General features: G+C 50.7%; 19 protein-coding genes and 1 riboswitch. Of the genes, 12 read left to right on the top strand and 7 right to left on the bottom strand.

All coding sequences use genetic code 11. From position 1 onward, the window contains the following. Positions 1 to 23: 23 nt before the first annotated feature. Positions 24 to 1,472 (bottom strand): transporter substrate-binding domain-containing diguanylate cyclase, encoded by a 1,449-nt coding sequence (locus BZG76_RS01895; protein WP_198532285.1) that lies wholly within the window; start codon positions 1,470 to 1,472, stop codon positions 24 to 26. A gap of 576 nt (positions 1,473 to 2,048) precedes the next feature. Here BZG76_RS01895 and pykF point away from each other — a divergent pair. After that, positions 2,049 to 3,461 (top strand): pyruvate kinase PykF, encoded by a 1,413-nt coding sequence (gene pykF / locus BZG76_RS01905; protein WP_021023382.1) that lies wholly within the window; start codon positions 2,049 to 2,051, stop codon positions 3,459 to 3,461. 75 nt (positions 3,462 to 3,536) lie between these two features. Here pykF and BZG76_RS15400 read toward each other — a convergent pair whose 3' ends face one another. Continuing rightward, complete coding sequence (locus tag BZG76_RS15400) at positions 3,537 to 3,689, bottom strand: hypothetical protein (RefSeq protein WP_021023381.1); 153 nt, start codon at positions 3,687 to 3,689, stop codon at positions 3,537 to 3,539. Between the two features lie 151 nt (positions 3,690 to 3,840). On the opposite strand from BZG76_RS15400, the gene treR reads away from it, so the two are divergent. From treR to treC, 3 genes are all read left to right on the top strand, one after another. Then, a complete protein-coding gene (gene treR, locus BZG76_RS01910) occupies positions 3,841 to 4,797 on the top strand; it encodes a trehalose operon repressor TreR (RefSeq protein ID WP_077459946.1) in 957 nt (318 codons plus the stop codon). 151 nt (positions 4,798 to 4,948) lie between these two features. After that, on the top strand, positions 4,949 to 6,367 hold the full coding sequence (gene treB, locus BZG76_RS01915; RefSeq protein WP_077459947.1) for a PTS trehalose transporter subunit IIBC: 1,419 nt from the start codon (positions 4,949 to 4,951) through the stop codon (positions 6,365 to 6,367). Positions 6,368 to 6,428: 61 nt separating this feature from the next. Then, the gene (treC, locus tag BZG76_RS01920) at positions 6,429 to 8,093 is read left to right on the top strand and encodes an alpha,alpha-phosphotrehalase (RefSeq protein WP_077459948.1); all 1,665 of its coding nucleotides are present in this window, start codon (positions 6,429 to 6,431) and stop codon (positions 8,091 to 8,093) included. Between the two features lie 59 nt (positions 8,094 to 8,152). On the opposite strand, the gene ilvN is transcribed toward treC, so the two are convergent. From ilvN to BZG76_RS01945, 5 genes are all read right to left on the bottom strand, one after another. Next, positions 8,153 to 8,650 carry an acetolactate synthase small subunit gene (gene ilvN / locus BZG76_RS01925; RefSeq protein WP_021023377.1) on the bottom strand — a complete coding sequence of 166 codons (498 nt, stop codon included), beginning with the start codon at positions 8,648 to 8,650 and terminating at the stop codon, positions 8,153 to 8,155. After that, positions 8,650 to 10,368, bottom strand: a complete 1,719-nt coding sequence (locus tag BZG76_RS01930) for an acetolactate synthase 3 large subunit (RefSeq protein WP_077459949.1) — start codon at positions 10,366 to 10,368, stop codon at positions 8,650 to 8,652. Before BZG76_RS01930 ends, ilvN begins: the two co-directional genes overlap by 1 nt. A 399-nt stretch (positions 10,369 to 10,767) precedes the next feature. Next, on the bottom strand, positions 10,768 to 12,558 hold the full coding sequence (locus BZG76_RS01935; RefSeq protein ID WP_077459950.1) for an AMP-dependent synthetase/ligase: 1,791 nt from the start codon (positions 12,556 to 12,558) through the stop codon (positions 10,768 to 10,770). A gap of 174 nt (positions 12,559 to 12,732) precedes the next feature. Continuing rightward, positions 12,733 to 13,860: an MJ1255/VC2487 family glycosyltransferase gene (locus BZG76_RS01940; protein WP_077459951.1), complete on the bottom strand. Its 1,128-nt coding sequence runs from the start codon at positions 13,858 to 13,860 to the stop codon at positions 12,733 to 12,735. After that, positions 13,857 to 14,396 (bottom strand): phosphatase PAP2 family protein, encoded by a 540-nt coding sequence (locus BZG76_RS01945; protein ID WP_077459952.1) that lies wholly within the window; start codon positions 14,394 to 14,396, stop codon positions 13,857 to 13,859. The genes BZG76_RS01940 and BZG76_RS01945 overlap by 4 nt, the downstream gene beginning before the upstream one ends. Before the next feature lie 529 nt (positions 14,397 to 14,925). Here BZG76_RS01945 and leuA point away from each other — a divergent pair. The 8 genes from leuA to thiQ all read left to right on the top strand — a co-directional run bounded on the left by leuA (position 14,926) and on the right by thiQ (position 24,042). Next, a complete protein-coding gene (gene leuA, locus BZG76_RS01950) occupies positions 14,926 to 16,488 on the top strand; it encodes a 2-isopropylmalate synthase (RefSeq protein ID WP_021023371.1) in 1,563 nt (520 codons plus the stop codon). Positions 16,489 to 16,490: 2 nt separating this feature from the next. Then, positions 16,491 to 17,582: a 3-isopropylmalate dehydrogenase gene (gene leuB, locus BZG76_RS01955; protein ID WP_077459953.1), complete on the top strand. Its 1,092-nt coding sequence runs from the start codon at positions 16,491 to 16,493 to the stop codon at positions 17,580 to 17,582. A gap of 24 nt (positions 17,583 to 17,606) precedes the next feature. Further along, complete coding sequence (gene leuC, locus BZG76_RS01960) at positions 17,607 to 19,028, top strand: 3-isopropylmalate dehydratase large subunit (protein WP_077459954.1); 1,422 nt, start codon at positions 17,607 to 17,609, stop codon at positions 19,026 to 19,028. A gap of 9 nt (positions 19,029 to 19,037) precedes the next feature. Then, positions 19,038 to 19,640, top strand: coding sequence for a 3-isopropylmalate dehydratase small subunit (gene leuD, locus BZG76_RS01965; protein WP_077459955.1), 603 nt, complete (start codon positions 19,038 to 19,040; stop codon positions 19,638 to 19,640). Positions 19,641 to 19,784: 144 nt separating this feature from the next. Next, the gene (locus tag BZG76_RS01970; protein WP_077459956.1) at positions 19,785 to 20,576 is read left to right on the top strand and encodes a DUF547 domain-containing protein; all 792 of its coding nucleotides are present in this window, start codon (positions 19,785 to 19,787) and stop codon (positions 20,574 to 20,576) included. 38 nt (positions 20,577 to 20,614) lie between these two features. Next, positions 20,615 to 20,716, top strand: a riboswitch (TPP riboswitch). Between the two features lie 52 nt (positions 20,717 to 20,768). Continuing rightward, positions 20,769 to 21,755 carry a thiamine ABC transporter substrate binding subunit gene (gene thiB, locus BZG76_RS01975; RefSeq protein WP_077460038.1) on the top strand — a complete coding sequence of 329 codons (987 nt, stop codon included), beginning with the start codon at positions 20,769 to 20,771 and terminating at the stop codon, positions 21,753 to 21,755. Positions 21,756 to 21,760: 5 nt separating this feature from the next. Beyond that, positions 21,761 to 23,350, top strand: coding sequence for a thiamine/thiamine pyrophosphate ABC transporter permease (thiP, locus tag BZG76_RS01980; RefSeq protein ID WP_077459957.1), 1,590 nt, complete (start codon positions 21,761 to 21,763; stop codon positions 23,348 to 23,350). Further along, positions 23,344 to 24,042, top strand: coding sequence for a thiamine ABC transporter ATP-binding protein (thiQ, locus tag BZG76_RS01985; RefSeq protein WP_077459958.1), 699 nt, complete (start codon positions 23,344 to 23,346; stop codon positions 24,040 to 24,042). The genes thiP and thiQ overlap by 7 nt, the downstream gene beginning before the upstream one ends. Positions 24,043 to 24,067 lie beyond the last annotated feature (25 nt).

Raw genomic sequence — 24,067 nt, forward strand, 5'->3', positions numbered from 1 at the left:
TAAGGTATAACGCGCTAAGGGGATTACATCGCTGAAATAGGCGTCTTCACCGATTGAGACGAGGCGAGCATTACTTGGTTACGTCCTCGGTGCTTAGCGCGATACATCAACACATCTGCCGCATGAATCAAAGCATCAAGCTCTAACGCGTCCATATCATCGGTAACATCACTGGCAATGATTGCACCGATACTGACCGTTACCCGTATATCAGCACCGTCAAACTCAAATACACTATCCGCCACATCGCAGCGAATATGATTCGCTATTTCAATCAAGGCATCTAAATTTGGTGTTGGACAGAGCACACAGAACTCTTCGCCTCCCAGACGTGCTGCAGCGCCTTTTTTGACTAATCGCTTTAAGTAGCTGGCAAGGTGCACCAACACTTTATCGCCTTGCATATGCCCGTAGGTATCGTTGACTTGTTTGAAATGGTCAAGATCAATCAGGATCAATCCCATTTCTTGCTGACGGCTAAGTTTGGGCTTTTGACGTGAAAAGTAAGCGTCTAAACCACGACGGTTTAACAGCTGCGTTAAAGGATCCGTATTAGCAAACTCTCGCAGACGTGAATTGGCTTGGCGCAGCGCAACAGTCCGCTTATACACCATACGCTTTAGAATAAAAATATAGGTCACCGCGCCTAATAGCACCGCAAGAGCGATACTCGGGATAAGCCAAGTGGGATAGGCTTCGACGCGTTCGGTATTAATCCATTTTTGTTTAATACGCAGTAACTCTTGTGCGGGGATGTTATCAATGCCGGCACGTATCTCGTTCAGTAGTGCTTGATTACCTTTAGGTACCGCCGCATAAATCGGACGCGTATACAGCACTTGATCGGCAACAAACGCCAGCGGCTTACCTTGCGTCAAAAAATAAAAGTTTGCGGTTTGGCTATCGGCAACGAGTGCACTGATTTCGCCATCGAGCGCGGCACTAAATAACGTTTCATTACGCCGAAAGCGTCTTTGCTTCACATTAGGATAATGTTCAGCTAAAAACCAAGATTCGTAGCTGCCAGCCACCACGCCAACCACTTTGTCTGCGGCTAACGGATCTTTACTAACTTGTCCCGCCTGATTTTGCACATATAAAGACCCATTAGTATTGAAGATAGGCGCCACATAATCCAAATAGGTTTCACGTTCGGGAGACTTGAGTAACCCCGCGTGAACGCGATTGCCTCCCTCTTTCATATACGAAAGGGAGTCAGCCCAGTCGAGCAGCATAAACTGAATCGATTCGTGATTGTATTTAGCGTAAGCCTGCCAAAAATCAATCAATAAGCCTTTGGGTTGACCATTACCCGGTATGTAGCTGTAGGGTTTCCATTCAGACGAATGCGCAACGACTAGTATGTCTTTTTCTTCTGACAGATACGCGTCGTCAGCCCATGCAAACGTACTTGCATACGTGCAGGCTATAAGCAGCATCCCTGTCAAAAACCGTAAAATACGCGCAAACATTGTTAGGCAGCCCATGAAAAGAGTCTTGATGGTAGATAAATTCTTACAGAACGCAAAAGACTTAATAAAAAAGCATGATCCAGTTCAAATTGGAAGCCAGATCACACCATATAATGTCAAGTTAGACATTAACGGTATAGAAACTAATCAAAAAGGAATACGTCGTATGGTAAAGGAGCGCGCGTCAACAGAAAGCGTAATCAATACAAAAATATCTTACCCCCCTCATTAACCTGTCATGCTGTTGTAATGATTTAAATCGGTAGTTGTGGTAAATTTACGCGCCCAAATGGAGAAAGGGGCTTGGATATTCAGATCGCGTGCTTTAAGTCTTCTAATCGATAGCGGCTTTATTGCCCGTGATCAACATAGATCACCGCAGACCATCTATACTCACAGGCGATAAACAGTGATGTTACCCCAGCTATCCTAGTTGCGGTAACGCCATTGAAAAATGCAGAGGTTTCGCTTTCACAGCTACTTGAGCAAAAAGTGCGTGGTAAAATTACACTTTTTCAGTGTGTTGTGAGAAAGCACCAAGCTTATGTTTCAATTTTTGACCGGAGAAATGTGTCGATGAAAAAGACCAAAATCGTATGTACGATTGGCCCAAAAACCGAATCTGAAGAGATGCTGACTCAGCTTGTTGAAGCTGGTATGAACGTTATGCGCCTTAACTTCTCACACGGTGACTATCAAGAGCACGGTGCTCGTATTGCTAACCTACGTAACGTGATGAAGCAAACGGGTAAACAAGCCGCTATCTTGCTGGATACTAAAGGTCCAGAGATCCGTACGGTAAAACTAGAAAATGGCGACGATGTCATGCTAGAAGCCGGTCAAACCTTCACTTTCACCACAGATACCTCTGTCGTGGGCAATAAAGATCGCGTTGCGGTCACTTACGAAGGTTTACCTCAGGATTTAAAAGCGGGTAATACTGTCTTAGTCGATGATGGTCTGCTTGAGATGGAAGTACTAGAAACGACTGAAAAAGAAGTGGTTTGTAAAGTACTGAACAATGGCGAGCTAGGTGAAAACAAAGGCGTTAATCTGCCAGGCGTTTCCGTTAGCCTTCCGGCATTGGCAGAAAAAGACAAGTCTGATCTTAAATTCGGCTGTGAGCAAGGTGTTGATTTTGTTGCCGCTTCATTTATCCGTAAAAAAGAAGACGTGGAAGAAATCCGCGAGCTACTCGCCCAAAACGGTGGCAGCGACATCAAAATCATCTCTAAAATCGAAAACCAAGAAGGTGTCGACAACTTTGACGCTATCTTAGAGGCCTCAGACGGCATCATGGTTGCTCGTGGTGATCTGGGTGTAGAAATCCCGGTTGAAGAAGTGATCTTCGCGCAGAAGATGATGATCGAAAAATGTAACCGTGCTCGCAAGCTGGTTATTACCGCAACACAAATGCTGGATTCGATGATCAAAAACCCACGTCCAACCCGTGCTGAAGCCGGTGACGTGGCGAATGCTATCATGGATGGTACCGATGCCGTCATGCTGTCAGGGGAATCTGCAAAAGGTAAGTACCCATTAGAAGCGGTAAGCATCATGGCGCAAATCTGTGAGCGTACAGACCGTCAAATGTCACCTGCGTTGGGTTCTCGTCTCGATAGCAGCCGTCTGCGCATCACCGAAGCGGTCTGTAAAGGCGCTGTCGATACATCTCAAAAACTGGGCGCACCTTTGATTGTCGTTGCGACCGAAGCGGGCAAATCAGCACGCTCAGTACGTAAGTACTTCCCAACGGCTAATATCATCGCGGTAACCACTAATCCGAAAACAGCCGCACACTTGTGTCTGACTAAAGGGGTGACGCCCGTGATGATCGAAAGCATCGACAGCACGGATGAGTTCTACCGTCGCGGTAAAACCATCTCTCTCGAATCAGGCTTGGCCAACAAAGGCGATATCGTCGTGATGGTGTCCGGTGCTTTAGTTCCTTCAGGCACAACCAATACTACATCAGTGCACGTGCTGTAATTGATCGTACTTATATAGTAAAAGCGATAACAAAATTTACGCCTCGACTATGTCGGGGCGTTTTTTTATCTGCGCTTACCAGTGGACAATTTCTTTGAAGTGCGTTTTGATCAATACCGCTAACGGCACTAAATAAATCGCGCTAAGCTTTAATGCCAATACCGCGAGCGTCAAGGTGGTCATGCGCACTAGGCACTTATTGATGGTTTGTACGACAGGATGGCTCATCATCATTTCAGTCTAAAAAGGTCGTTGTTCAAAAATCAGGCTGTAGTTTACAAATTAATCAATAAATCGCAAGCGCCAATCACGGCTGTTATCATGACAAGTAAAGGCGCTGTGTCTAAGCCACTGATTTAACGCTATCACAGAGAAAAAGATGACAAAACCATTAACCATTTTGGATATTGCCCGCTTAGCCGGGGTCGGGAAATCGACCGTATCCCGTGTGTTAAACAATGACGCACGCGTTAAAGACAGCACACGCGCTAAAGTGCAAGCGGTGATCGACCAACACGACTTTCTCCCTTCTAAATCCGCGCGGGCGATGCGAGCACAACGCAGTGGTGTTGTGGGTGTGATTGTAGCTAAGCTGAGCTCCAACTCCGAAAATACCGCGCTGACTGGCTTGCTCAATACCTTGTATGCCAGAGGCTATGACGCCGCGATTATGGAAACGCAATTTTCGCAACAAAAAGCGCAAGCGCATCTGGATGTACTAAAACGCCGTAATGTCGATGGAATTATCTTTTTTGGTTTTTCTGGCTGCGATCTCAATGCGTTAGCGCCCTTTGCTCCAAACTGCGTCGTACTGGCTGTTGATAGTCAGCAATACGCCAGTGTCAGTTACGACAACCAAGGCGCAGTCACACAAGTGATGAACCATTTTTATCATCAAGGATGTCGTCATATTGCCTTCTTGGGGATTGATGAGCGCGATGAAACCACAGGTCTCGCCCGCTCTGATGCGTATCAGCATTTCTGCCAAACCCACCAGCTTTCACCACAACTCCATCGTTGTGAGATGAGTCTGCATGCCGCCTATGCCGCGACGGATTGTTTGTTAACCCCGCAGACTGACGCCATTGTCTGCGCCTCCGACACCCTCGCTTTGGGAGTCGCAAAACGCCTACAAACCCTAAATCAAGAAAACATCGCCATTGGCGGCATTGGCAATCATGACATGCTACGCTTTATGTTCCCACGCGCAGTCAGTGTGGAGCTGGGTTACCATCAAGCGGGTCAGCATGCAGCCGAGCTATTGCTCAAGCAGCTTGATGAAACGCCTACTGAGATCACGCATTGGACACAACCGTGTCATCTCGTGGTGCCCTAACCTTTTCTCCACACGATGAATCAAGCAGTTAAAAAATTCTGTGTGATGGTTTTCAAATAATGGGAACGATTCCACTGATAAATTCGATCGTACGATCCATAATCAGTGGGAACGTTACCAATGAATACCCTACAGCAATACAGGATTGCTTATGAGCCAGATAGATAAAAAAGCCGTTGACCAATTGGTTACTCATATTGGCGGCAAAGACAACATTGCAACCGTAAGCCACTGCCTCACCCGTTTACGTTTCGTGTTAAACGATCCGGAGAAAGCCGATGTCGCAGCGATTGAAGCGATCCCCATGGTGAAAGGCTGCTTTACCAGTGCCGGTCAATTTCAAGTGGTGATCGGCACCAGCGTCGACCAAGCTTTCGCGCTGTTACAACAAGCCACCGGCGTCGAGGGCCAATCAAAAGACGAAGCCAAACAAGCGGCTCGCCAAAATATGAGCCTAACTGAACGTGCGATTTCACACCTCGCGGAAATTTTTGTTCCCCTTCTTCCCGCGATCATCACCGGCGGTCTGATCCTCGGCTTCCGTAATGTGATCGGTGATATCCGCATGTTCGATGGCAAAACCCTGACCGAGATCAGCGAGTTTTGGGCCACCGCTCACGGCTTCTTATGGCTGCTTGGCGAAGCCATCTTCCACTTCCTGCCTGTCGGTGTCTGTTGGGCGACGGTGAGAAAAATGGGCGGTACGCCAATCTTGGGTATCGTGCTCGGTATTACCCTAGTATCACCCCAGTTGATGAACGCTTACCTTATCGGTAAAGAAATCCCCGAAGTGTGGGACTTTGGCTGGTTCTCGATTGAAAAAGTCGGTTATCAAGCGCAGGTGATCCCGGCGATGTTTGCGGGGATGGCGTTGGCATTTATCGAAACCCAGTTAAAACGGATTATTCCAGATTACCTCTATCTTGTGGTGGTGCCGTTTGTCGCGCTGCTGACTTCCGTGATCTTGGCACACACCTTGATTGGCCCATTTGGCCGCGAAATCGGTAATGGTGTCGCCTTCTTAGCCCGTTCGGCGATGACCGGCGATTACGCTTACATAGGTGCGGCTCTGTTCGGCTTCCTTTATGCACCTTTAGTGATCACAGGTGTTCACCACACCACCAACGCGGTGGACTTGCAGCTGATGCAAGAAATGAACGGTACCCCTATTTGGCCACTGATTGCCCTGTCCAACATTGCACAAGCCTCGGCGGTGGTCGGGATCATTTGGATGAGCAAAAAAGAAAACGAGCGCGAAATATCGGTGCCTGCCGCGATTTCTGCCTACCTTGGCGTCACGGAGCCGGCCATGTACGGGATTAACTTACGTTACAAATTCCCGATGCTATGCGCCATGGTTGGCTCGGCCCTAGCGGCGATTGTGTGTGGTCTTTCCGGCGTGATGGCCAACGGCATTGGTGTGGGTGGCCTGCCAGGTATTTTATCCATTCAGCCACAGTTCTGGGGTGTTTATGCGGTCGCGATGCTGATAGCCATTATCGTGCCCATTGCACTCACCGCCTTTATGTATCGCCGCCAAGCCAGCAAAGGCAAACTGGCCGTCATCTAATTCCCCTTCAGTCTGCGGGGAGGGAACGCTCCCCGCTTTTTTTAGCGTTAAGAGAGACATTATGCACGCAAATCCCTGGTGGAAAACGGCCACCATTTATCAGATTTATCCAAAGAGCTTCCGTGATACCACGCAAACAGGGACAGGTGATCTGCCAGGCATTATCGAAAAGCTGGACTACTTTTCGACCTTGGGCATCGACGCCTTGTGGCTCACCCCCATTTATGTATCGCCACAAGTCGATAACGGCTACGACATTGCCGATTATTACGCGATTGATCCTAGCCTAGGCACCATGGACGACTTCGACACCTTGCTGGCCGAAGCGCATAAACGCGACATCCGCATCATCATGGATATTGTGATTAACCATACCTCAACCGAGCACCCCTGGTTTCAATCAGCGCTTGCCAGCAAGGACAGCCCCTATCGCGACTATTACATCTGGAAAGATCCGGTTAACGGCGGCGTTCCAAACAACTGGCAATCAAAATTTGGCGGTAGCGCGTGGCAATGGCATGAACCGACCGGTCAGTATTACCTTCATTTATTTGCCACCGAGCAAGCCGATCTTAACTGGGAAAACCCAGCGGTGCGGACCGCCGTCAAAGACGTGATGGCTTTTTGGGCAGAAAAAGGCGTGGATGGCTTTCGACTCGATGTGATCAATTTGATCTCCAAAGATCAGTCGTTCCCCGACGATCACCAAGGCGATGGTCGCCGTTTTTATACCGACGGCCCCCGCGTTCACGAATACTTGCAAGAGATCAGCCGCGATATTTTCCAGCGTTACGGCAGCGTCACCGTGGGCGAGATGTCTTCGACCACCTTAGAGCACTGTCAGCAGTATTCCGCGCCAGATGGCAAAGAGCTCTCCATGGTGTTTAACTTCCACCACTTAAAAGTCGATTACCCGGGCGGTGAGAAGTGGCGACTGGCGCCGTTTGACTTCTTAGCCCTAAAACAGCTGTTCCGCACTTGGCAGCACGGCCTGCATAATCAAGGTTGGGGCGCATTATTTTGGTGTAACCACGACCAACCACGTGTGGTCAGCCGCTTTGGTGATGACCGCCACCACCGGGTCGAATCAGCCAAAATGCTCGCCACTGCGATACATATGCAGCAAGGCACACCTTACGTGTATCAAGGGGAAGAAATTGGCATGACCAACCCTGGCTATCAACATATTGATGACTATCAAGACGTCGAAAGTCGCAACATGCACCGTCTGCTTTGCGACCAAGGCATGCCTGAAGGGGAAGTGTTGGCCATTCTCGCTGCACGCTCACGCGACAATTCACGCACGCCCATGCAGTGGAACAGCTCAGCAAACGCCGGTTTTACTCAAGGCACACCCTGGCTAAAACCTGCGCCTAACTATGTTGACGTCAATGTCGACACCGCACTGGCGGATAAAGACTCGGTGTTCTATCACTACAAGCAGCTGATTTCCCTACGTAAAACCTTACCCGTGATCCGTGAGGGAGATTATCAGGACTTGCTGCCTGACCACCCACAATTGCTCGCGTATCGTCGCGACAACGGTGATAGCCAACTGGTAGTAGTGTGTAACTTTTATGGCGAACCGGTCACAGCGACCTTGCCTATCGCCCCTGCTCCGAACGCAGACTTGGTGAGCCATAATTACCCAGAAGCCAAGCCATTGATGCCAGAAATGCAACTGGCACCCTATGAAGCCTTGGTGTATTTGATTAATCCCGCTTAACCGACACAAAAATGGCACGCCTTGGCGTGCCATTTTTCTACCACGATCAGTTGCTTTGGTTACTGGCGCAGCGCTCTTTCGCCGCGAGCAATGCCCACCACACCACTGCGTGCAACTTCAATGATCTCGGTAATTTCACCCACCGCGCGAATAAAGGCATCCAGCTTGTCACTGTCACCGGTCAACTGCACGGTGTAAAGCGAGTTCGTGACATCGACAATCTGCCCGCGGAAAATATCGGCGGTGCGTTTTACCTCCGCGCGGGCAAAGCCGCTGGCTTTTACTTTCACCAACGCCAGTTCACGCTCAATGTGATCGCTCTCGGTGACATTGCTCACTTTCAGCACATCAATCAGCTTGTGCAGGTGCTTTTCGATTTGCTCGCGGTCCGCGTCGCTCACCACCGAGGTGGTGATATTCAAGCGCGACAAGGTCGCATCATCGGTGGGTGATACCGTCAGTGATTCAATGTTGTAGCCACGCTGAGAGAATAACCCCACAACCCGCGACAAGGCACCTGGTTCGTTTTCCATTAAAACCGATACAATACTGCGCATTAGGTTCTCTCCGTTTTGCTCAACCACATTTCATTCATCGCCCCACCGCGTACCTGCATTGGATATACATGCTCGGTTTCATCAACATGGATATCGACAAACACCAAACGATCTTTCATTGCCAGCGCCTTTTCTAGGCCAGCTTCCAGCTCAGACGGATGATTAATGCGCATCCCTACATGCCCATAGGCCTCAGTGATCGCCGCAAAGTCCGGCACCGAGTCCATATAAGAGTGCGAGTGACGGCCTTGATAAATCATATCCTGCCATTGTTTGACCATCCCGAGGAAGCGGTTATTGAGGTTCACAATCACCACCGGAATGTCATATTGCAACGCGGTGGAGAGCTCCTGAATGTTCATCTGAATACTGCCATCACCGGTGACACACACCACCTGAGCGTCCGGGAGCGCGAACTTGACCCCCATGGCGGCGGGAAGCCCAAAGCCCATGGTGCCCAAGCCACCCGAGTTAATCCAACGGCGTGGCTTATCAAACGGATAATAAAGTGCGGCAAACATTTGATGCTGGCCGACATCCGAGGTCACATAGGCATCACCATGAGTGAGGCGGTACAAGGTTTCAATCACCTGCTGCGGTTTAATCCGCTCAGGATCAGCGACATATTGCAAACATTGGCGCTCACGCCAAATCTGAATATTGTGCCACCAGGTGCTGATCGCATCGCTGTCGTTGCTGCCTCCCTGCTCCACCAGCAATTTGAGCATGCTACTGAGCACAGCATCCGCAGAGCCGACAATAGGAATATCGGCCGAGACAGTTTTGGAAATGGTCGAGGGATCCACATCAATGTGCATGATGGTGGCATCGGGACAGTATTTTTCGAGATTATTGGTGGTGCGATCGTCAAACCGGACACCAATACCAAAAATCAGGTCGGCTTGGTGCATCGCCATGTTGGCTTCGTAGGTACCATGCATGCCCAGCATGCCCAGCGAATACTCATGGGTGCCGGGAAAGGCACCCAGCCCCATCAGGGTGCTAACCACCGGGATGTTCAAGCTTTCTGATAGCTGGCGGATTTGTTCGCCGCAATCAGCCATGATAGAGCCACCGCCGACATACAGCACCGGCTTTTTCGCCGCCAGTAGTGCTTTTAGTCCGCGCTTAATCTGCCCTTTATGGCCGGTTGTTGTCGGGTTGTAGGAGCGCATACGCACACTATCAGGATACTGATACGGATGCTTTTGCGCCGGATTGACCATGTCTTTGGGGATGTCCACCACCACAGGGCCGGGACGTCCAGTCGAGGCAAGATAAAAGGCTTTTTTGACAATATTGGGAATATCTTCAGCACGCTGGACTAAAAAGCTGTGTTTCACCACAGGACGAGAAATCCCCACCATGTCGCACTCTTGAAAGGCATCATTGCCAATCAAGCTACTCATCACCTGCCCAGAAAAAACCACCATGGGAATCGAGTCCATGTAGGCGGTGGCGATACCGGTAATCGCATTGGTTGCGCCTGGGCCTGAAGTCACCAGCACCACGCCTACTTCTCCGGTTGCGCGCGCGTAACCATCCGCCATATGCACGGCCGCTTGTTCGTGACGCACTAACACATGATCGATACCACTTTTTTCATGCAATGCATCGTAAATATCCAGCACCGACCCGCCTGGATAGCCAAAAATATGTTTTACGCCTTGATCGATCATGGAACGCACGATCATCTCGGCACCAGATAACATTTCCACTCTACGCCTCCCTGTTTGCATAGTTAGGACTTACTTTTAGCCTAATCCAGCTCCTTACACTTGGATGTACTGGTGGTGTGATCACACGGACATCAAAACCAAATACTGGCGGTAAGGTAGCGTTAGATTGTTCGTTGGCCCGCCTCGACAGAAACGACCTCCAATGTAACGTTTTATTTGCAAAACTGTCCATTGGCTAACCAGTATTTACATTTAATCACTAGATGTTGAGTGTATGTTGCTGGATTACGCTGATGAGAAGGGAGTAAATCGACAACATTCACTAAAAAAGCATCGGCTTGCGAGATTTGCTATTCCGACAAAAGGCGATAAAGAGGAGAAAAGGGATAAAAACAGCGTATGAGGAGGCTCACCAATGAGCCCCCTAGCTAGAAACCGTCAACGCTGGTACATGGCGTCGATATGATGCTGGTAACGCGACAGGATCACTTTACGACGCAACTTCATGGTTGGCGTAAGCTCACCACTGTGCATACAAAAGCCCTGTGGCAACAAGGTAAAGCGTTTGACTTGCTCAAATTTGGCCAATTCATGTTGCAAGCTTTGTAAACGCTTTTCAAACAAGGCCACCACATCAGAATGTTTTAACAGCTCTTTGCGATTTTGATATTCGATGTTAGCCGTTCGCGCCCACTCTTCTAAGGCATCAAAGCAAGGCACAATCAAGGCAGAGACAAAATGACGCGCCTCGGCCACCACCGCTATCTGATCGATAAAATGATCACGCACCAAAGCGCCTTCTACCCGCTGTGGTGCTATATACTTACCGCCTGACGTTTTCATCAGCTCTTTAATTCGGTCAGTGATAAATACATTGCCGTGAGCATCGAGATACCCCGCATCGCCGGTTTTCAAAAAACCATCCGCGGTAAAGGTGGCCGCCGTCGCATCGGGCTGATTGAAGTAGCCACGCATCACCATCGGCCCACGCACTTGAATTTCATTATCCTCACCGATGCGCAATTGGGCGCCGGGCATCGGAGAACCAATCGACTGGGGGTCAAAGCAGGTATCATCCCAACAAGACACGGTGGCCGTGGTTTCGGTCATGCCATAACCGAGCTTCACGTTAATACCGATTGCATGGAAAAACGCGCCAATGTCAGGGTCAAGACGCGCCCCACCGCATGGCATCAAGCGCATCTTGCCACCCAGCAGCGCACGCAACTTACTGAGTACCAGCTTGTCGGCCAACGCCAATTGCCATTGCTGGCGCCGCGACAGTGAATGGCCAGCACGTAACTGAGCAGCATGACGCTCGCCTTGGCGCAGGGCCCAACGGAATAAATGCGGTTTAACGCCGGTGGCTCGACTGAGTTTGTCGTGAATAGCTCCATGGATTTTTTCGTAAAAACGCGGTACGGCCGACATCACTGTTGGCTGAACCGACGCCAATGCCGATCGCACCTTTTGCGGGTCTGAGAGATAGGCATTGACCGCCCCACGATGTAAGACGTAATAGCTCCAGGCACGCTCAAAGACATGTGATAAGGGCAGAAACGCCAAAGAGACGTCATGCGGTTCAATGGCGAGCACCTGATCATGTACATCAAGCTGCGCCGCGACGTTGGCATAATCGAGCATGACCCCTTTGGGCTCCCCAGTAGTGCCTGAGGTATAAATCAAGGTGATCAGATCGTCCATGCAGCGTGCGTCAATGCGCGTCTCTAATTCGGCTTGATGACCACGATCGTCTTGCAATAACCAACTCGCCCAATCCCACACTTTAGGATGTGCTGGCACCGGCGTCTCTTGGCTTAACGCCACCACACCTTTGATGTTTGGGCATTGCTCCAACGCCGCTACCGCCATTTCCAATTGATCGTCACCCGCGAAAATCCATTGCACATCGGCATCGTTAATAATGTATGCCGCTTGCTGGGCCGTGCTGGTCGCGTAAATCGGCACCGGCACAGCGCGAATTTGCAGTGCGGCATAATCTAACATTGCCCACTTTTCACTGTTTGGCGCGAAGATAGCGACGGTTTGCTGAACCTGACAGCCGGCTTTGAGTAAACAGCGAGACAGTTGATCAACACGCTCGCCGAGTTGACGCCAGCTAATACTTGTCCACTGGTTGTGTTGCTGGAAGCGAATCGCTTCTCGCTGATGCTGAGTGCGAATTTGCTCACGAAGGCGGGTAACAATATGGTATTGGGTGTTCACTATGCTTCTCTTGGGCTCACCTTTAGGCGAACACTTGTACGCTCAAATAATAAAGCGAGTCTACTGACCGCTCGGGTAAAAACAAGCAAAATCGAGCGAATACTCTAGTGAAAATGTAAAAACGTGATTCAGCGGCGTTGAGGCGTTAATCAGTCACCTTGTGCATAACGGATCCTATTAACGGTTCAGCCGCTGTAACCTCAATCGGTTCGGCTCAACGCGTGTTGATAAGCGGTTGAAGTCTAAGATCGACTCTTCGACTGTTTCCGGATAATCAACCTGAGCCCACAAATGGTGAAATAGGCTGCGCGTCTGGCCCAACTCACCTTTGACTAGCCATTCCGCCAGAGCTTTAGCAACATCTGGGTATGCAATCGCGTCCACTGCAGGTGTCTGTAGCCATTCTCGGACAGCACGCGCATCCAAGCTATTCATAGTGTGCGCCAAGCCAAGCTGGGCGAGTGTCGCGACATTACTTAACTGCTCAAACTGACCAGACAGTGGTTTTAATAACAGTTTTTTACCCAACGTCAGCGCTTCAGACGGAAGTTCAAAGCCCCCATTCGCTATTACCCCCTGGCACTGATGTAGCGCCGAGTGAAAGCTTTCTTTGCCCAGCGGCATAAGCGTAAGGTTTTCTCGCTGCTCGGGCGCGCTTACCTCGGGGTGAAAGCAGACAAAAGGCTGGCTAAAGCGCAACAACAACTCACTGACCGCAGATAAAGATTCAAAGGGTAAATAGACCAGTACCGCCTTTTCCGCAACGGGCGACACCGTTGTTGCATTCGGCAGGCTGGTATCAATAATCGGGGGTAAAATCGCTTGGTTAAAGTGATACCAATGCAGGCCAATGGCATAGTCTGTTGGCGCAAAGTGGCGCATAATCAGACGATTAATCCAAGTTTCTCCGTGTTTGGGCACCGCGTGAGAAAACGCGGCTTGATGACTGATGGCTACCGAGGGTATTCCTTGTTGGCGCGCCGCCCACGCACTGATGGGTTCAAAATCAGAGATGACCTTATCATAGTCTGATACATCAAGCTGGCGTATATCGCGTCGCAGCTGTGCCAAGTGATTGTGTCTCGCCGTGGCCAACATATCAATTTTGCCATCGCGGCTCACAAAGCTCATCCCGGTAAAGGTCCGATAGTCACCGAATGGCGTCATATCAAAATAGTGCTCTGCCGGCCGACCAGAAAAAATAAAATCAACCTCGACATCGTACTCTGCCAAAGCACGCGCCATCGCTCGGGCTCGCGATATATGGCCGTTACCGGTTCCTTGAACACCGTATAAAAGCTTCATGAAAGACCTGCCATTCCGTAAAGATCCGCGGTGATGCTGTGCGCCAAGTTGGCACACATTATCCCTAACCCTGCGCCCACAATAATGTCGGTCACAAAATGCACACCCAGTAACACCCGAGAAATGCCAATCAAGCTCGCCCAAATAAATACAAACAGCGTGAGCGATGGGAAAAAGATGCTCAGCAAAGAGGCCATTAAAAAGGCACCTGCGGTGTGGCCTGATGGCATACTGTATAGGTCAGACGGCGTGATAAAGGCGGGTAGCTGCGAAGGACGTGTGCGCCGGAAACTGCGTTTTAATACCCAGTAAATTGGCAGCTCAATGGCAAATGCAGTGAGCCCCGTGAGTAAAAACCAGAGCCCCACGGCTTCTTGCAGCCACCAAGCAGCTAACCCCACCACGATATAAAGAGGCCCATCGCCCGAGTGGGAAACGGCACGGGCCACTTTGGCGGTGTCAGCGCTAAAGCGATGCGATAGGCAAAGTGTCGATACCGAGTGGTCAAAGCGTTGAATCGCAGCAAAGCGTCTCATGGTATCTCCCAATACAGCGAGCTGATGATTAAACATTAGCCAGCCGGTGTGACAGGTCGGTGACGTTATTGGGACATCTCAATGAATTTACTCTGCCCCGTCGCCGCTTAAGATCAGCTGTGTTGGCGTAAGTAAAATAATGCAGGGTGGACAAAGCCGCCCCAGACCACAGCACAAAAGTCTAACTTTTAGTGTAAAAAGCAGTTTAATTAACCGGTTTCTCGCCTTTGTATTGCGCAGAAAACGGGTTTTGTTTTTTTCAGATTGACGCTTTCCCCATCGCTCTGTTATTTCTGGTAACAGAATATTTACTGACGGACATCAGCATGACACTGTTTCACCTACGCCTCATTCTCCTCCTTATCGTGACCCAGTCGCGCGGGTAGGTTTTGGGCAGAAAACAGTGAATGCCAAATCTCAAAAACCCGCGCCAGACGCGGGTTTTTTTGTATCTAATGTCGCCAAAATAAAACATATCGCCAATTAAAGAGCCATGACGGCGGCCAGCAAACACAACAGGGAGTTACTCATGAGCGAGAACAGCCAAGTCATTCTGTTTGACACCACATTACGTGACGGCGAGCAGGCGTTGTCGGCAAGCTTAACGGTCAAAGAGAAACTGCAAATCGCGCAAGCTTTGGATCGTTTGAAAATAGACATCATTGAAGCTGGCTTTCCTGTGTCCTCTCCGGGCGACTTTGAGTCCGTACGTACCATTGCTCAGCATATGCAGCATGCCCGTGTCTGTGCTTTGTCTCGCGCTGTTCCTAAAGACATTGATGTGGCAGCGGAATCGCTCAAAGCCGCCGATGCTTTTCGTATCCACACCTTTTTGTCCACCTCTACCATTCATGTCAAAGACAAGCTTCGCCGCAGCTACGATGACGTAGTAGAAATGGGCGTGCGTGCGGTCAAACATGCGCGCCAGTATACGGATGATGTGGAGTTTTCCTGCGAAGATGCCGGACGCACCCCGATTGATAATTTATGCCGCATGGTCGAAGCAGCAATTGATGCTGGCGCCACCACGGTCAATATCCCAGATACAGTCGGCTATACGGTCCCCAGTGAGTTTGGCGATATCATTGCCAACCTGTTCAACCGCGTACCCAATATCGACAAAGCGGTGATTTCTGTTCATTGCCATGATGACTTGGGGATGTCGGTCGCCAACTCTATTGCCGCTGTACAGGCCGGCGCCCGCCAAGTCGAAGGCACGATTAATGGCATCGGCGAGCGCGCCGGTAACTGTGCGCTAGAAGAAATTGCAATGATCTTAAAAACCCGCGCTGACTTGTTAGGCGTGGAGACAGGCTTAAATCATACTGAAATCGCCCGCACCAGTAAGCTGGTTAGCCAACTTTGCAACATGCCAATCCAGCCCAACAAAGCCGTGGTCGGTACCAATGCCTTTAGCCACTCTTCTGGCATTCACCAAGATGGCATGCTGAAAAACAAAAATACCTACGAAATCATGACGCCAGAGTCGATTGGATTGGGTAAAAAATCATTGAATCTCACCAGTCGCTCCGGCCGCGCGGCGGTGAAAAGCCATATGGATAACCTTGGCTACAACGAGCAAGACTATGATTTGGAGACCTTGTATCAATCATTCTTGCAGTTAGCAGATCGTAAAGGTCAGGTGTTCGATTACGACTTAGAAGCTTTAATGTTCTTCAACAACCTCAAAGAAGAGGACGATTTTTATAAGCTCAACTATCTAGGCGTGCAATCGGGCAGCCTAATGGCGACCACCAGCATCAAGTTGCAATGTGGCGATGAAGAAAAACGCGAAGCGGCGATTGGAAACGGTCCCGTCGACGCCTTGTACCAGTGCATATATCGGATCACCGGCTATGACATTGAGCTGGATAAATTCGATCTGACCGCCAAAGGAGAAGGGGAAGATGGCCTCGGCCAAGCCGATATCATTGCCAACTACAAAGGCCGTAAATATCACGGCACCGGGGTATCAACCGATATTATCGAGGCCTCCGGCGAAGCTTTATTAAACGTGATCAATGCTATTTATCGCGCCAACAAAATTGCGCAGATTAAGGAACAATCCCATTTAAAACAGGAGACAGTATAAACATGGCTAGCGCACACCAAATTGCAATTTTACCCGGCGACGGTATCGGCCCCGAAGTGATGGCGCAAGCCGAAAAAGTTCTTGATGCGGTTAGCGAGCGATTCGCTGTCACCTTTGAGCGTCAGCATTATCCGGTTGGCGGTGCTGCAATCGACGCCCATGGTTCGCCGCTGCCCGCACACACCTTGGCTGGCTGTGAAAAAGCCGATGCGATTTTATTTGGCTCAGTCGGCGGCCCCAAGTGGGAGCATTTACCGCCAACCGAACAACCGGAGCGCGGTGCCTTACTGCCGCTACGCAAGCACTTTGGTCTGTTTTGTAATTTGCGTCCGGCACAAATCCATACCGGTCTCGAAAGCTTTTGTCCGCTGCGCGCCGATATTGCCGACCAAGGTTTTAATATCGTGGTGGTACGAGAGCTGACCGGCGGGATTTATTTTGGTGAGCCCAAAGGGCGCGAAGGCGAAGGCCGCGAGGAAAAGGCGTTTGATACGGAAGTCTATCATCGCTATGAAATTGAGCGCATCGCACACATCGCCTTTCAATCCGCCCAGCTTCGCAACAAACAAGTGTGCTCAATCGACAAAGCCAATGTACTGCAAAGCTCAATGCTGTGGCGCGAGGTGGTAGAAGCGGTGGCAAAAGATTATCCGGATGTCAGCTTAAGCCATATGTATATCGACAACGCGACCATGCAGCTGATTAAAGACCCGTCGCAATTTGATGTGATGCTGTGTTCAAATATTTTCGGCGACATCATCTCTGATGAGTGCGCGATGATCACAGGCTCCATGGGCATGCTGCCCTCAGCCAGTTTGAACGCGAGTAAATTTGGCTTGTATGAGCCCGCCGGTGGCTCCGCGCCCGATATCGCCGGGCAAAACATTGCTAATCCAGTGGCGCAAATTTTATCGGCGGCACTTATGCTGCGTTACTCGTTGGGCGAAGAAAACGCGGCCTGTGCAATTGAACACGCAGTGAGCCAAGCGCTGGCAGCCGGTGAACTGACGGCCGATCTGGCCGGTAATCATCCAGCACTGAGCACCGAGCAGATGGGCGATCGTATCGCCGCCTATATCCGCCAAGGCGCATAATCATTACCCGTAAGGATACGAGCTATGTCGAATGCAAACACCCAGCAAGGCGCCAAGACCTTGTACGAAAAAATTCACCAGTCTCACGTGGTCACTGAGCAACCAGGCGAAGCGCCGCTGCTGTATATCGACCGTCACTTGGTGCATGAGGTGACCTCGCCACAAGCGTTTGACGGCCTGAGAGAGAAAGGCCGTCCGGTGCGCCAAGTGAGCAAAACCTTCGCCACCATGGATCACAATGTCTCCACCGAAACCAAAGACATTAACGCGTCAGGGGAAATGGCGCGCATCCAAATGGAAACCTTGGCTAAAAACTGCGAAGAATTTGGCGTCACCCTGTACGACTTGAATCACCCCTACCAAGGCATTGTCCATGTGATGGGGCCCGAGTTAGGGATTACTTTGCCTGGCAATACCATCGTCTGTGGTGATTCTCATACGGCAACTCACGGTGCTTTTGGTGCACTGGCCTTTGGTATTGGTACCTCCGAAGTCGAACACGTACTGGCCACCCAAACACTCAAGCAATCCCGCGCCCGCACGATGAAAATTGAAGTCACGGGCAAAACCGCCCCCGGGATCACCGCCAAAGACATTGTCCTAGCGATTATCGGCCAAGTCGGTCATGCCGGCGGCACCGGACACGTGGTGGAATTTTGCGGTGACGCCATTACCGACTTGTCCATGGAAGGGCGAATGACGGTCTGCAACATGGCGATCGAATTGGGTGCAAAAGCTGGCCTGATCGCCCCCGATGAGACCACATTTGCCTATTTAAAAGACAAGAAATTTGCTCCTAAAAGTGAACAATGGCAGCAAGCGGTCGATTTTTGGCAAACCTTGCACTCGGATGCCGATGCGCAATTTGATCGTGTCGTGACACTCGATGGCAGTCAAATTCATCATCAGGTCACCTGGGGGACCAACCCCGGCCAAGTGGTTAGTGTGCACGATAGCGTGCCGGCCCCTGAGCACATGGCAGATCCGATCGCGCGCCACTCGGCGGAGCGCGCGCTGAAATATATGGGGCTAACCGCAGGCCAAGCCATAACAGATATCCAAATTGATAAAGTCTTTATTGGCTCATGCACCAACTCTCGAATTGAGGACATGCGCGCAGCCGCGGCGGTCGCCAAAGGTCGGCACGTCGCAGATAGCGTCCATGCCATGGTGGTGCCAGGCTCCGAGCAAGTGCGTGCCCAAGCAGAGCAAGAAGGGCTGGATGTGATTTTCCGCGAAGCGGGCTTTGAGTGGCGCTTGCCTGGCTGCTCGATGTGTCTGGCGATGAATAACGATCGCTTAGGCCCTAAAGAGCGCTGCGCGTCCACCAGCAACCGTAACTTTGAAGGCCGCCAGGGCCGTGAAGGACGTACCCACTTGGTCAGCCCGGCGATGGCCGCGGCGGCGGCGATTGCCGGTCATTTTGTCGACGTTAACCAATTATAAGGAGGCCTTATGTCAGGCATACACACTCACACCGGCATTGTTGCTCCATTGGATGCGGCGAACGTCGACACCGATGCGATCATTCCCAAACAGTTTTTGCAAAAAGTCACCCGTACTGGCTTTGGTCAGCACCTGTTTCACGATTGGCGCTTTTTAGATGATGCGGGCAAGCAACCGAACCCTGACTTTGTGCTCAATCAAGCTCGCTACCAAGGGGCGAGCGTGTTACTCACCCGCGAAAACTTTGGCTGTGGCTCGTCACGCGAACATGCTCCTTGGGCGCTGGATGATTACGGTTTTAAAGTGATTATCGCCCCCAGTTTTGCCGATATTTTCTATGGCAACTGCATTAATAACCAAATGGTGCCGGTGACCCTTGAAGAAGGCCAAATCGATGCTTTATTTACGTATGTGGCCGAAAATGAAGGTGCGACGGTAACGCTAGATTTGCCCGCCCAAACCATCCGTGCCGGTGAACACTGCTTTAGCTTCCAGATGGATGATTTTCGCCATCATTGCTTACTCGAAGGTTTGGATAGTATCGGGCTGACGTTACAGCACGAAGCGGAAATTTCGCGCTTTGAGCAGCAAATACCTGATTTTTTGGTGTAATACCATCCACTCATCTCTCGCCAATAAGTGCTGATTATTCCGCATTTATTGGCGTTCCTTCCCATTTTTCTATCCTCAATGAAACCAACCGCTGACTCGCTTGGTCTAGTCTCAAAGAAGGTTTGATCGCATTAAGGACTGACAATGCAAAAACATTTGATACTTCTGTTCGGGCTAGTGTTTCCGCTCATCAGCCAAGCCGCGCCCAAAGCGGACTACTGGGCAATGTGGGATGCACATAATCCTGACAGCCAAGCCACCTTCACGCATCACAGTTGGCAAGTATTACTCGATAAGTATTTACAGCCTCAGGGGCAGCACACCTTATTTAACTACGCAGCCGTCACCGAGGCCGAAAAAGCGACCCTCGATCATTACATTCGCATGCTTACCAAGCGCGATCCGCGTACCCTGAGCAAAGACGAACAATACGCGTATTGGGTTAATCTCTACAACTCAGTCACCGTAAAGCTAATTTTGGACGCCTATCCAATCGGTTCGATCACCAAGCTAGGCGGACTCTTTAGCTTTGGTCCGTGGGATGATGACGTAGTGACGGTGGCGGGCGAAGCCCTCACGCTCAATGAAATCGAACACCGTATTTTGCGTCCGCTATGGCAAGATCCGCGTACCCACTATGCGGTCAATTGTGCCAGCCTTGGCTGCCCTAACCTGCAACCGCAAGCCTTTCAAGCCGACACCTTGGATGCGCAATTAGAACAAGCCGCCTACACCTTTATTAATAGTGATAAAGGCGTGARTCAGCAGGGTAATCAGTGGCAGCTTTCTTCTATCTATGAGTGGTTTGAGACTGACTTTGGCGGCAGTGAACAAGGGGTGATCACCCATATCAATCAATATAGAGACATCAAGCTTCCCAAGGATGCACGCTTGGATTATGACTACGACTGGACGCTTAACCAACTCGCGGACTAAAAGGCTTGGTGAACACTAAGCCAATCAGTACAATAGCACCGTACTCATTGGGGAGCCTCATGGCTGAGATTGCGCGCGGCGCTAAACCCATCGAACCTGATCCAGCTAACACTGGCGTAGGGATTGAGACTTGATGTTGCCATCAACTTGCCTCAACACCCACGCCCAACTTAGGAGCGTGCTGTGAAAGTTATTACCTCTGTTCTCACTCTGGTTTCTTTATCGCTGTTATCACTCAGCGCCCGTGCCGCCGACCCTCTGACGGTCTATACCTATGATTCTTTTATCGCCGATTGGGGCGCAGGGCCAAAAATCAAAGCCGAATTTGAAAAACGCTGTGACTGCCAATTAGAGTTTGTGTCTCTTAGTGACGGTGCTGCTCTGCTTAATCGCTTACGTATCGAAGGCAATACTACCAAGGCTGATATTGTACTCGGTATGGATACTAACTTGATGAAAGAAGCTGAGCGTAGCGGCATTGTCGCCGAGCACGCGGTGAATACGGAGCGCCTACAGGTACCCGGCGGTTGGGATAATCCCTACTTTATCCCCTACGATTACGGCTACTTTGCCTTTGTGTATGACACCACGCGTTTGCTCGACCCGCCCAAAAGCTTGAAGGCTTTGATTGAGGAGCGTGACGATATCAGTGTGATTTACCAAGATCCACGTGTGTCAACAGTTGGCCAAGGCTTGATGCTGTGGATCCAAAAAGTATACGGCGATCAAAGCCAGCAGGCATGGCGCGACCTTGCCGACAACACTATTACCGTGACCAAAGGCTGGACCGAAGCGTACAACATGTTCCTCAACAAAGAGGCAGATATGGTGCTTTCATACACCTCTTCGCCCGCCTATCACCTGGTCGCTGACGATGATGACCGCTTTGCCGCCGCCATGTTTGAAGAAGGCCACTATATGCAAATTGAAGTGGCGGCGAAGTCTGCTTATACCGACCAACCAGAACGCGCCGATGCGTTTCTACAATTTATGCTCAGTGACGCAGCACAGTCTGTGATCCCAACCACGCAGTGGATGTACCCGGTCACCGATGTTAGCTTGCCTGACGCCTTCTATACGCTGAACAAACCAGAAGAGAGCCTGTTGTACCAGCCCGATGAAGTGATGGGTAACCGTCAGCAATGGGTGCGCGATTGGCAAACCGCTTTGGTTGAATAACGTCGATGCTTAACCCTTCTCGAACCTGGCCGGGCAGTCTCGCGGCCAGCTTGGTCGTGTTATTAATTGGCAGCGCACTCTGGGCGCTGTTCTTACACAGTCAAGACTTGAAGCTGTCCGCCCTGTGGCAAGATGCCTATCTGCGCCATGTCACGCTGTTTAGCTTTAAGCAGGCTACCTTATCTGTGGTGCTCAGCGTTGGGCTCGCCATTCCTGTGGCCCATGCGCTGGCTCGGCGACAATTTCCAGGGAAAGCTTGGCTACTCAAACTGTTTGCCATGACCCTGGTGCTGCCGGTATTGGTGGGCGTGTTTGGATTGGTTGCCATCTACGGCCGTAGCGGTTGGATTGCACAAGCCTTCGCGTACTTTGATGCGGCGATGCCATTTTCTCTCTATGGCTTAAGCGGCATTTTGCTTGCGCATGTTTTCTTTAACCTGCCTTTTTCGGCCCAATTGATGGTGCAGGCCTTGGAAGGGATCCCGGCGGATCAAAGGCGCCTGGCAACCCAGCTTGGTCTAAGAGGCTGGCAACGTTTTCGCCACCTTGAATGGCCTTATCTGCGGCAAAGTCTACCCCATGTCGTCGGACTGGTATTCATGCTGTGTTTCACCAGCTTCGCCACCGTGATGGCATTAGGCGGTGGCCCCAAAGCGACCACCATTGAATTGGCTATCTATCAAGCCATTCATTTTGATTTTGACTTACAAACCGGTGCCGCTCTGGCGCTGTGGCAAATGCTCTTGTGCGGCACCTTTGCTTTTATTGTGCAAACACTGACTCGGCCGATTGCCAACACCCCCAGCGAAGTGCAACCGCTTCCATCGGCACTCGATAGTCGCACGGCGAAGTGTTGGGACAGTCTCTGGATTGCGCTGACTTTATTGTTGGTTCTACCACCTCTCGGGGTTGTGATCGCGCGTGGCCTTAACCCTAGCGCGTTAATTGTGCTGAGCGACACGGCATTATGGCAAGCCACCATGCATTCACTGCTTATCGCTACCGGAGCAACCGTCTTGGCCTTCGTGTTGGCCACCTCTGTCATCTTAGCCAGTCGTTATTGGCGCTTGAACGGGCGTAAGAAACAAGCGAATGGCATTGAAACGTTAGGGGCGATGATTTTAGTGGTACCCAGTATTGTCCTCAGTACCGGGCTTTTTTTACTGTTTCGCCAGTTTAGCGATGTATTCAGCTTGGCGCTGTGGTTGGTGATGGCCGTGAACGCCCTGATGGCGTTGCCCTATTTAATAAAAGTACTGAGCGCGCCCGCCTATCAACTTGCCCAGTCCTATCACAATCTTTGCGCTACCTTGGGGCTAAAAGGTGTCAACCGTCTACGTCTTATCGAATGGCAGTGTTTACGCGCCCCGATCGCGCGCGGCGTGGCGGTAAGTTTTGTGTTATCGATGGGCGATCTTAGTGCGATCGCACTTTTTGGTAGCCAAAATTTTCAAACCCTGCCGCTCTATTTGTTTCGCTTGATGGGGAGCTACCAAATGGACGCAGGCGCTGCCGCTGCCATGCTATTACTGCTTACCAGTTTGGGTTGCTATGCCCTAATCACTCGTCTGATCCAATGGAGACACGCATGCTGACGCTTTCCAATGTCCACTATCGTTACCAGCAAGATTGGATGATCTTTGATGCCCAAATAGCCCCTGGAGAGATTGTGGCTGTGCTCGGGCCCAGCGGTGCAGGCAAAAGCACCTTATTATCACTGATTGCTGGGCTGATCGCGCCAGATAGTGGCGAGATCACTATTGATGGCAAGCCTGTCACCACGACGCCCGCCCACCAGCGGCCACTGTCTATCTTGTTTCAAGAGCACAACGTATTTACCCATTTGTCAGTATTCGACAACATGGCAATTGGCTTGTCTCCCTCGCTTAAACTCACGGCCATACAGCAAGAGGCCGTGCGCCATGCTGCACACGCAGTAGGGTTGACCGATTATTTATCTCGTCTACCCAGCCAACTATCGGGCGGCCAACGCCAACGCATCGCCTTGGGGAGAAGCATCGCACGCAACCAGCCTTTATTACTGCTCGATGAACCCTTTTCGGCACTTGATCCGGCGCTAAAACAAGACATGTTAGCCTTGGTCAAACGTACCGCTCAAGAACAAGGCACGACGGTGGTAATGGTCACCCACCATCCAGACGATGCACAAGCGATCGCCAATCAATTTATCTATCTCGATAATGGCCGAATACAGCTTCACGATCCGGTTGATACGCTCAAGACACCGCCAGCCATCATGCGTGATTATATCGGTGTCACGGCATAACCCTATCAGTGGCGGCATAGAGGCC

Source organism: Salinivibrio sp. AR647, from assembly GCF_001995415.1.
Lineage (GTDB): Bacteria > Pseudomonadota > Gammaproteobacteria > Enterobacterales > Vibrionaceae > Salinivibrio > Salinivibrio costicola.

Excerpts from the sequence above, each read along its gene's own strand:
- treB (WP_077459947.1), top strand. The coding sequence starts at position 4,949 with ATGAGCCAGATAGATAAAAAAGCCGTTGACCAATTGGTTACTCATATT.
- thiP (WP_077459957.1), top strand. The coding sequence starts at position 21,761 with ATGCTTAACCCTTCTCGAACCTGGCCGGGCAGTCTCGCGGCCAGCTTG.
- ilvN (WP_021023377.1), bottom strand. The coding sequence starts at position 8,650 with ATGCGCAGTATTGTATCGGTTTTAATGGAAAACGAACCAGGTGCCTTG.
- BZG76_RS15400 (WP_021023381.1), bottom strand. The coding sequence starts at position 3,689 with ATGAGCCATCCTGTCGTACAAACCATCAATAAGTGCCTAGTGCGCATG.
- thiQ (WP_077459958.1), top strand. The coding sequence starts at position 23,344 with ATGCTGACGCTTTCCAATGTCCACTATCGTTACCAGCAAGATTGGATG.
- leuC (WP_077459954.1), top strand. The coding sequence starts at position 17,607 with ATGTCGAATGCAAACACCCAGCAAGGCGCCAAGACCTTGTACGAAAAA.
- leuA (WP_021023371.1), top strand. The coding sequence starts at position 14,926 with ATGAGCGAGAACAGCCAAGTCATTCTGTTTGACACCACATTACGTGAC.
- leuB (WP_077459953.1), top strand. The coding sequence starts at position 16,491 with ATGGCTAGCGCACACCAAATTGCAATTTTACCCGGCGACGGTATCGGC.
- BZG76_RS01895 (WP_198532285.1), bottom strand. The coding sequence starts at position 1,472 with ATGTTTGCGCGTATTTTACGGTTTTTGACAGGGATGCTGCTTATAGCC.
- leuD (WP_077459955.1), top strand. The coding sequence starts at position 19,038 with ATGTCAGGCATACACACTCACACCGGCATTGTTGCTCCATTGGATGCG.
- pykF (WP_021023382.1), top strand. The coding sequence starts at position 2,049 with ATGAAAAAGACCAAAATCGTATGTACGATTGGCCCAAAAACCGAATCT.
- BZG76_RS01945 (WP_077459952.1), bottom strand. The coding sequence starts at position 14,396 with ATGAGACGCTTTGCTGCGATTCAACGCTTTGACCACTCGGTATCGACA.
- treC (WP_077459948.1), top strand. The coding sequence starts at position 6,429 with ATGCACGCAAATCCCTGGTGGAAAACGGCCACCATTTATCAGATTTAT.
- BZG76_RS01940 (WP_077459951.1), bottom strand. The coding sequence starts at position 13,860 with ATGAAGCTTTTATACGGTGTTCAAGGAACCGGTAACGGCCATATATCG.
- treR (WP_077459946.1), top strand. The coding sequence starts at position 3,841 with ATGACAAAACCATTAACCATTTTGGATATTGCCCGCTTAGCCGGGGTC.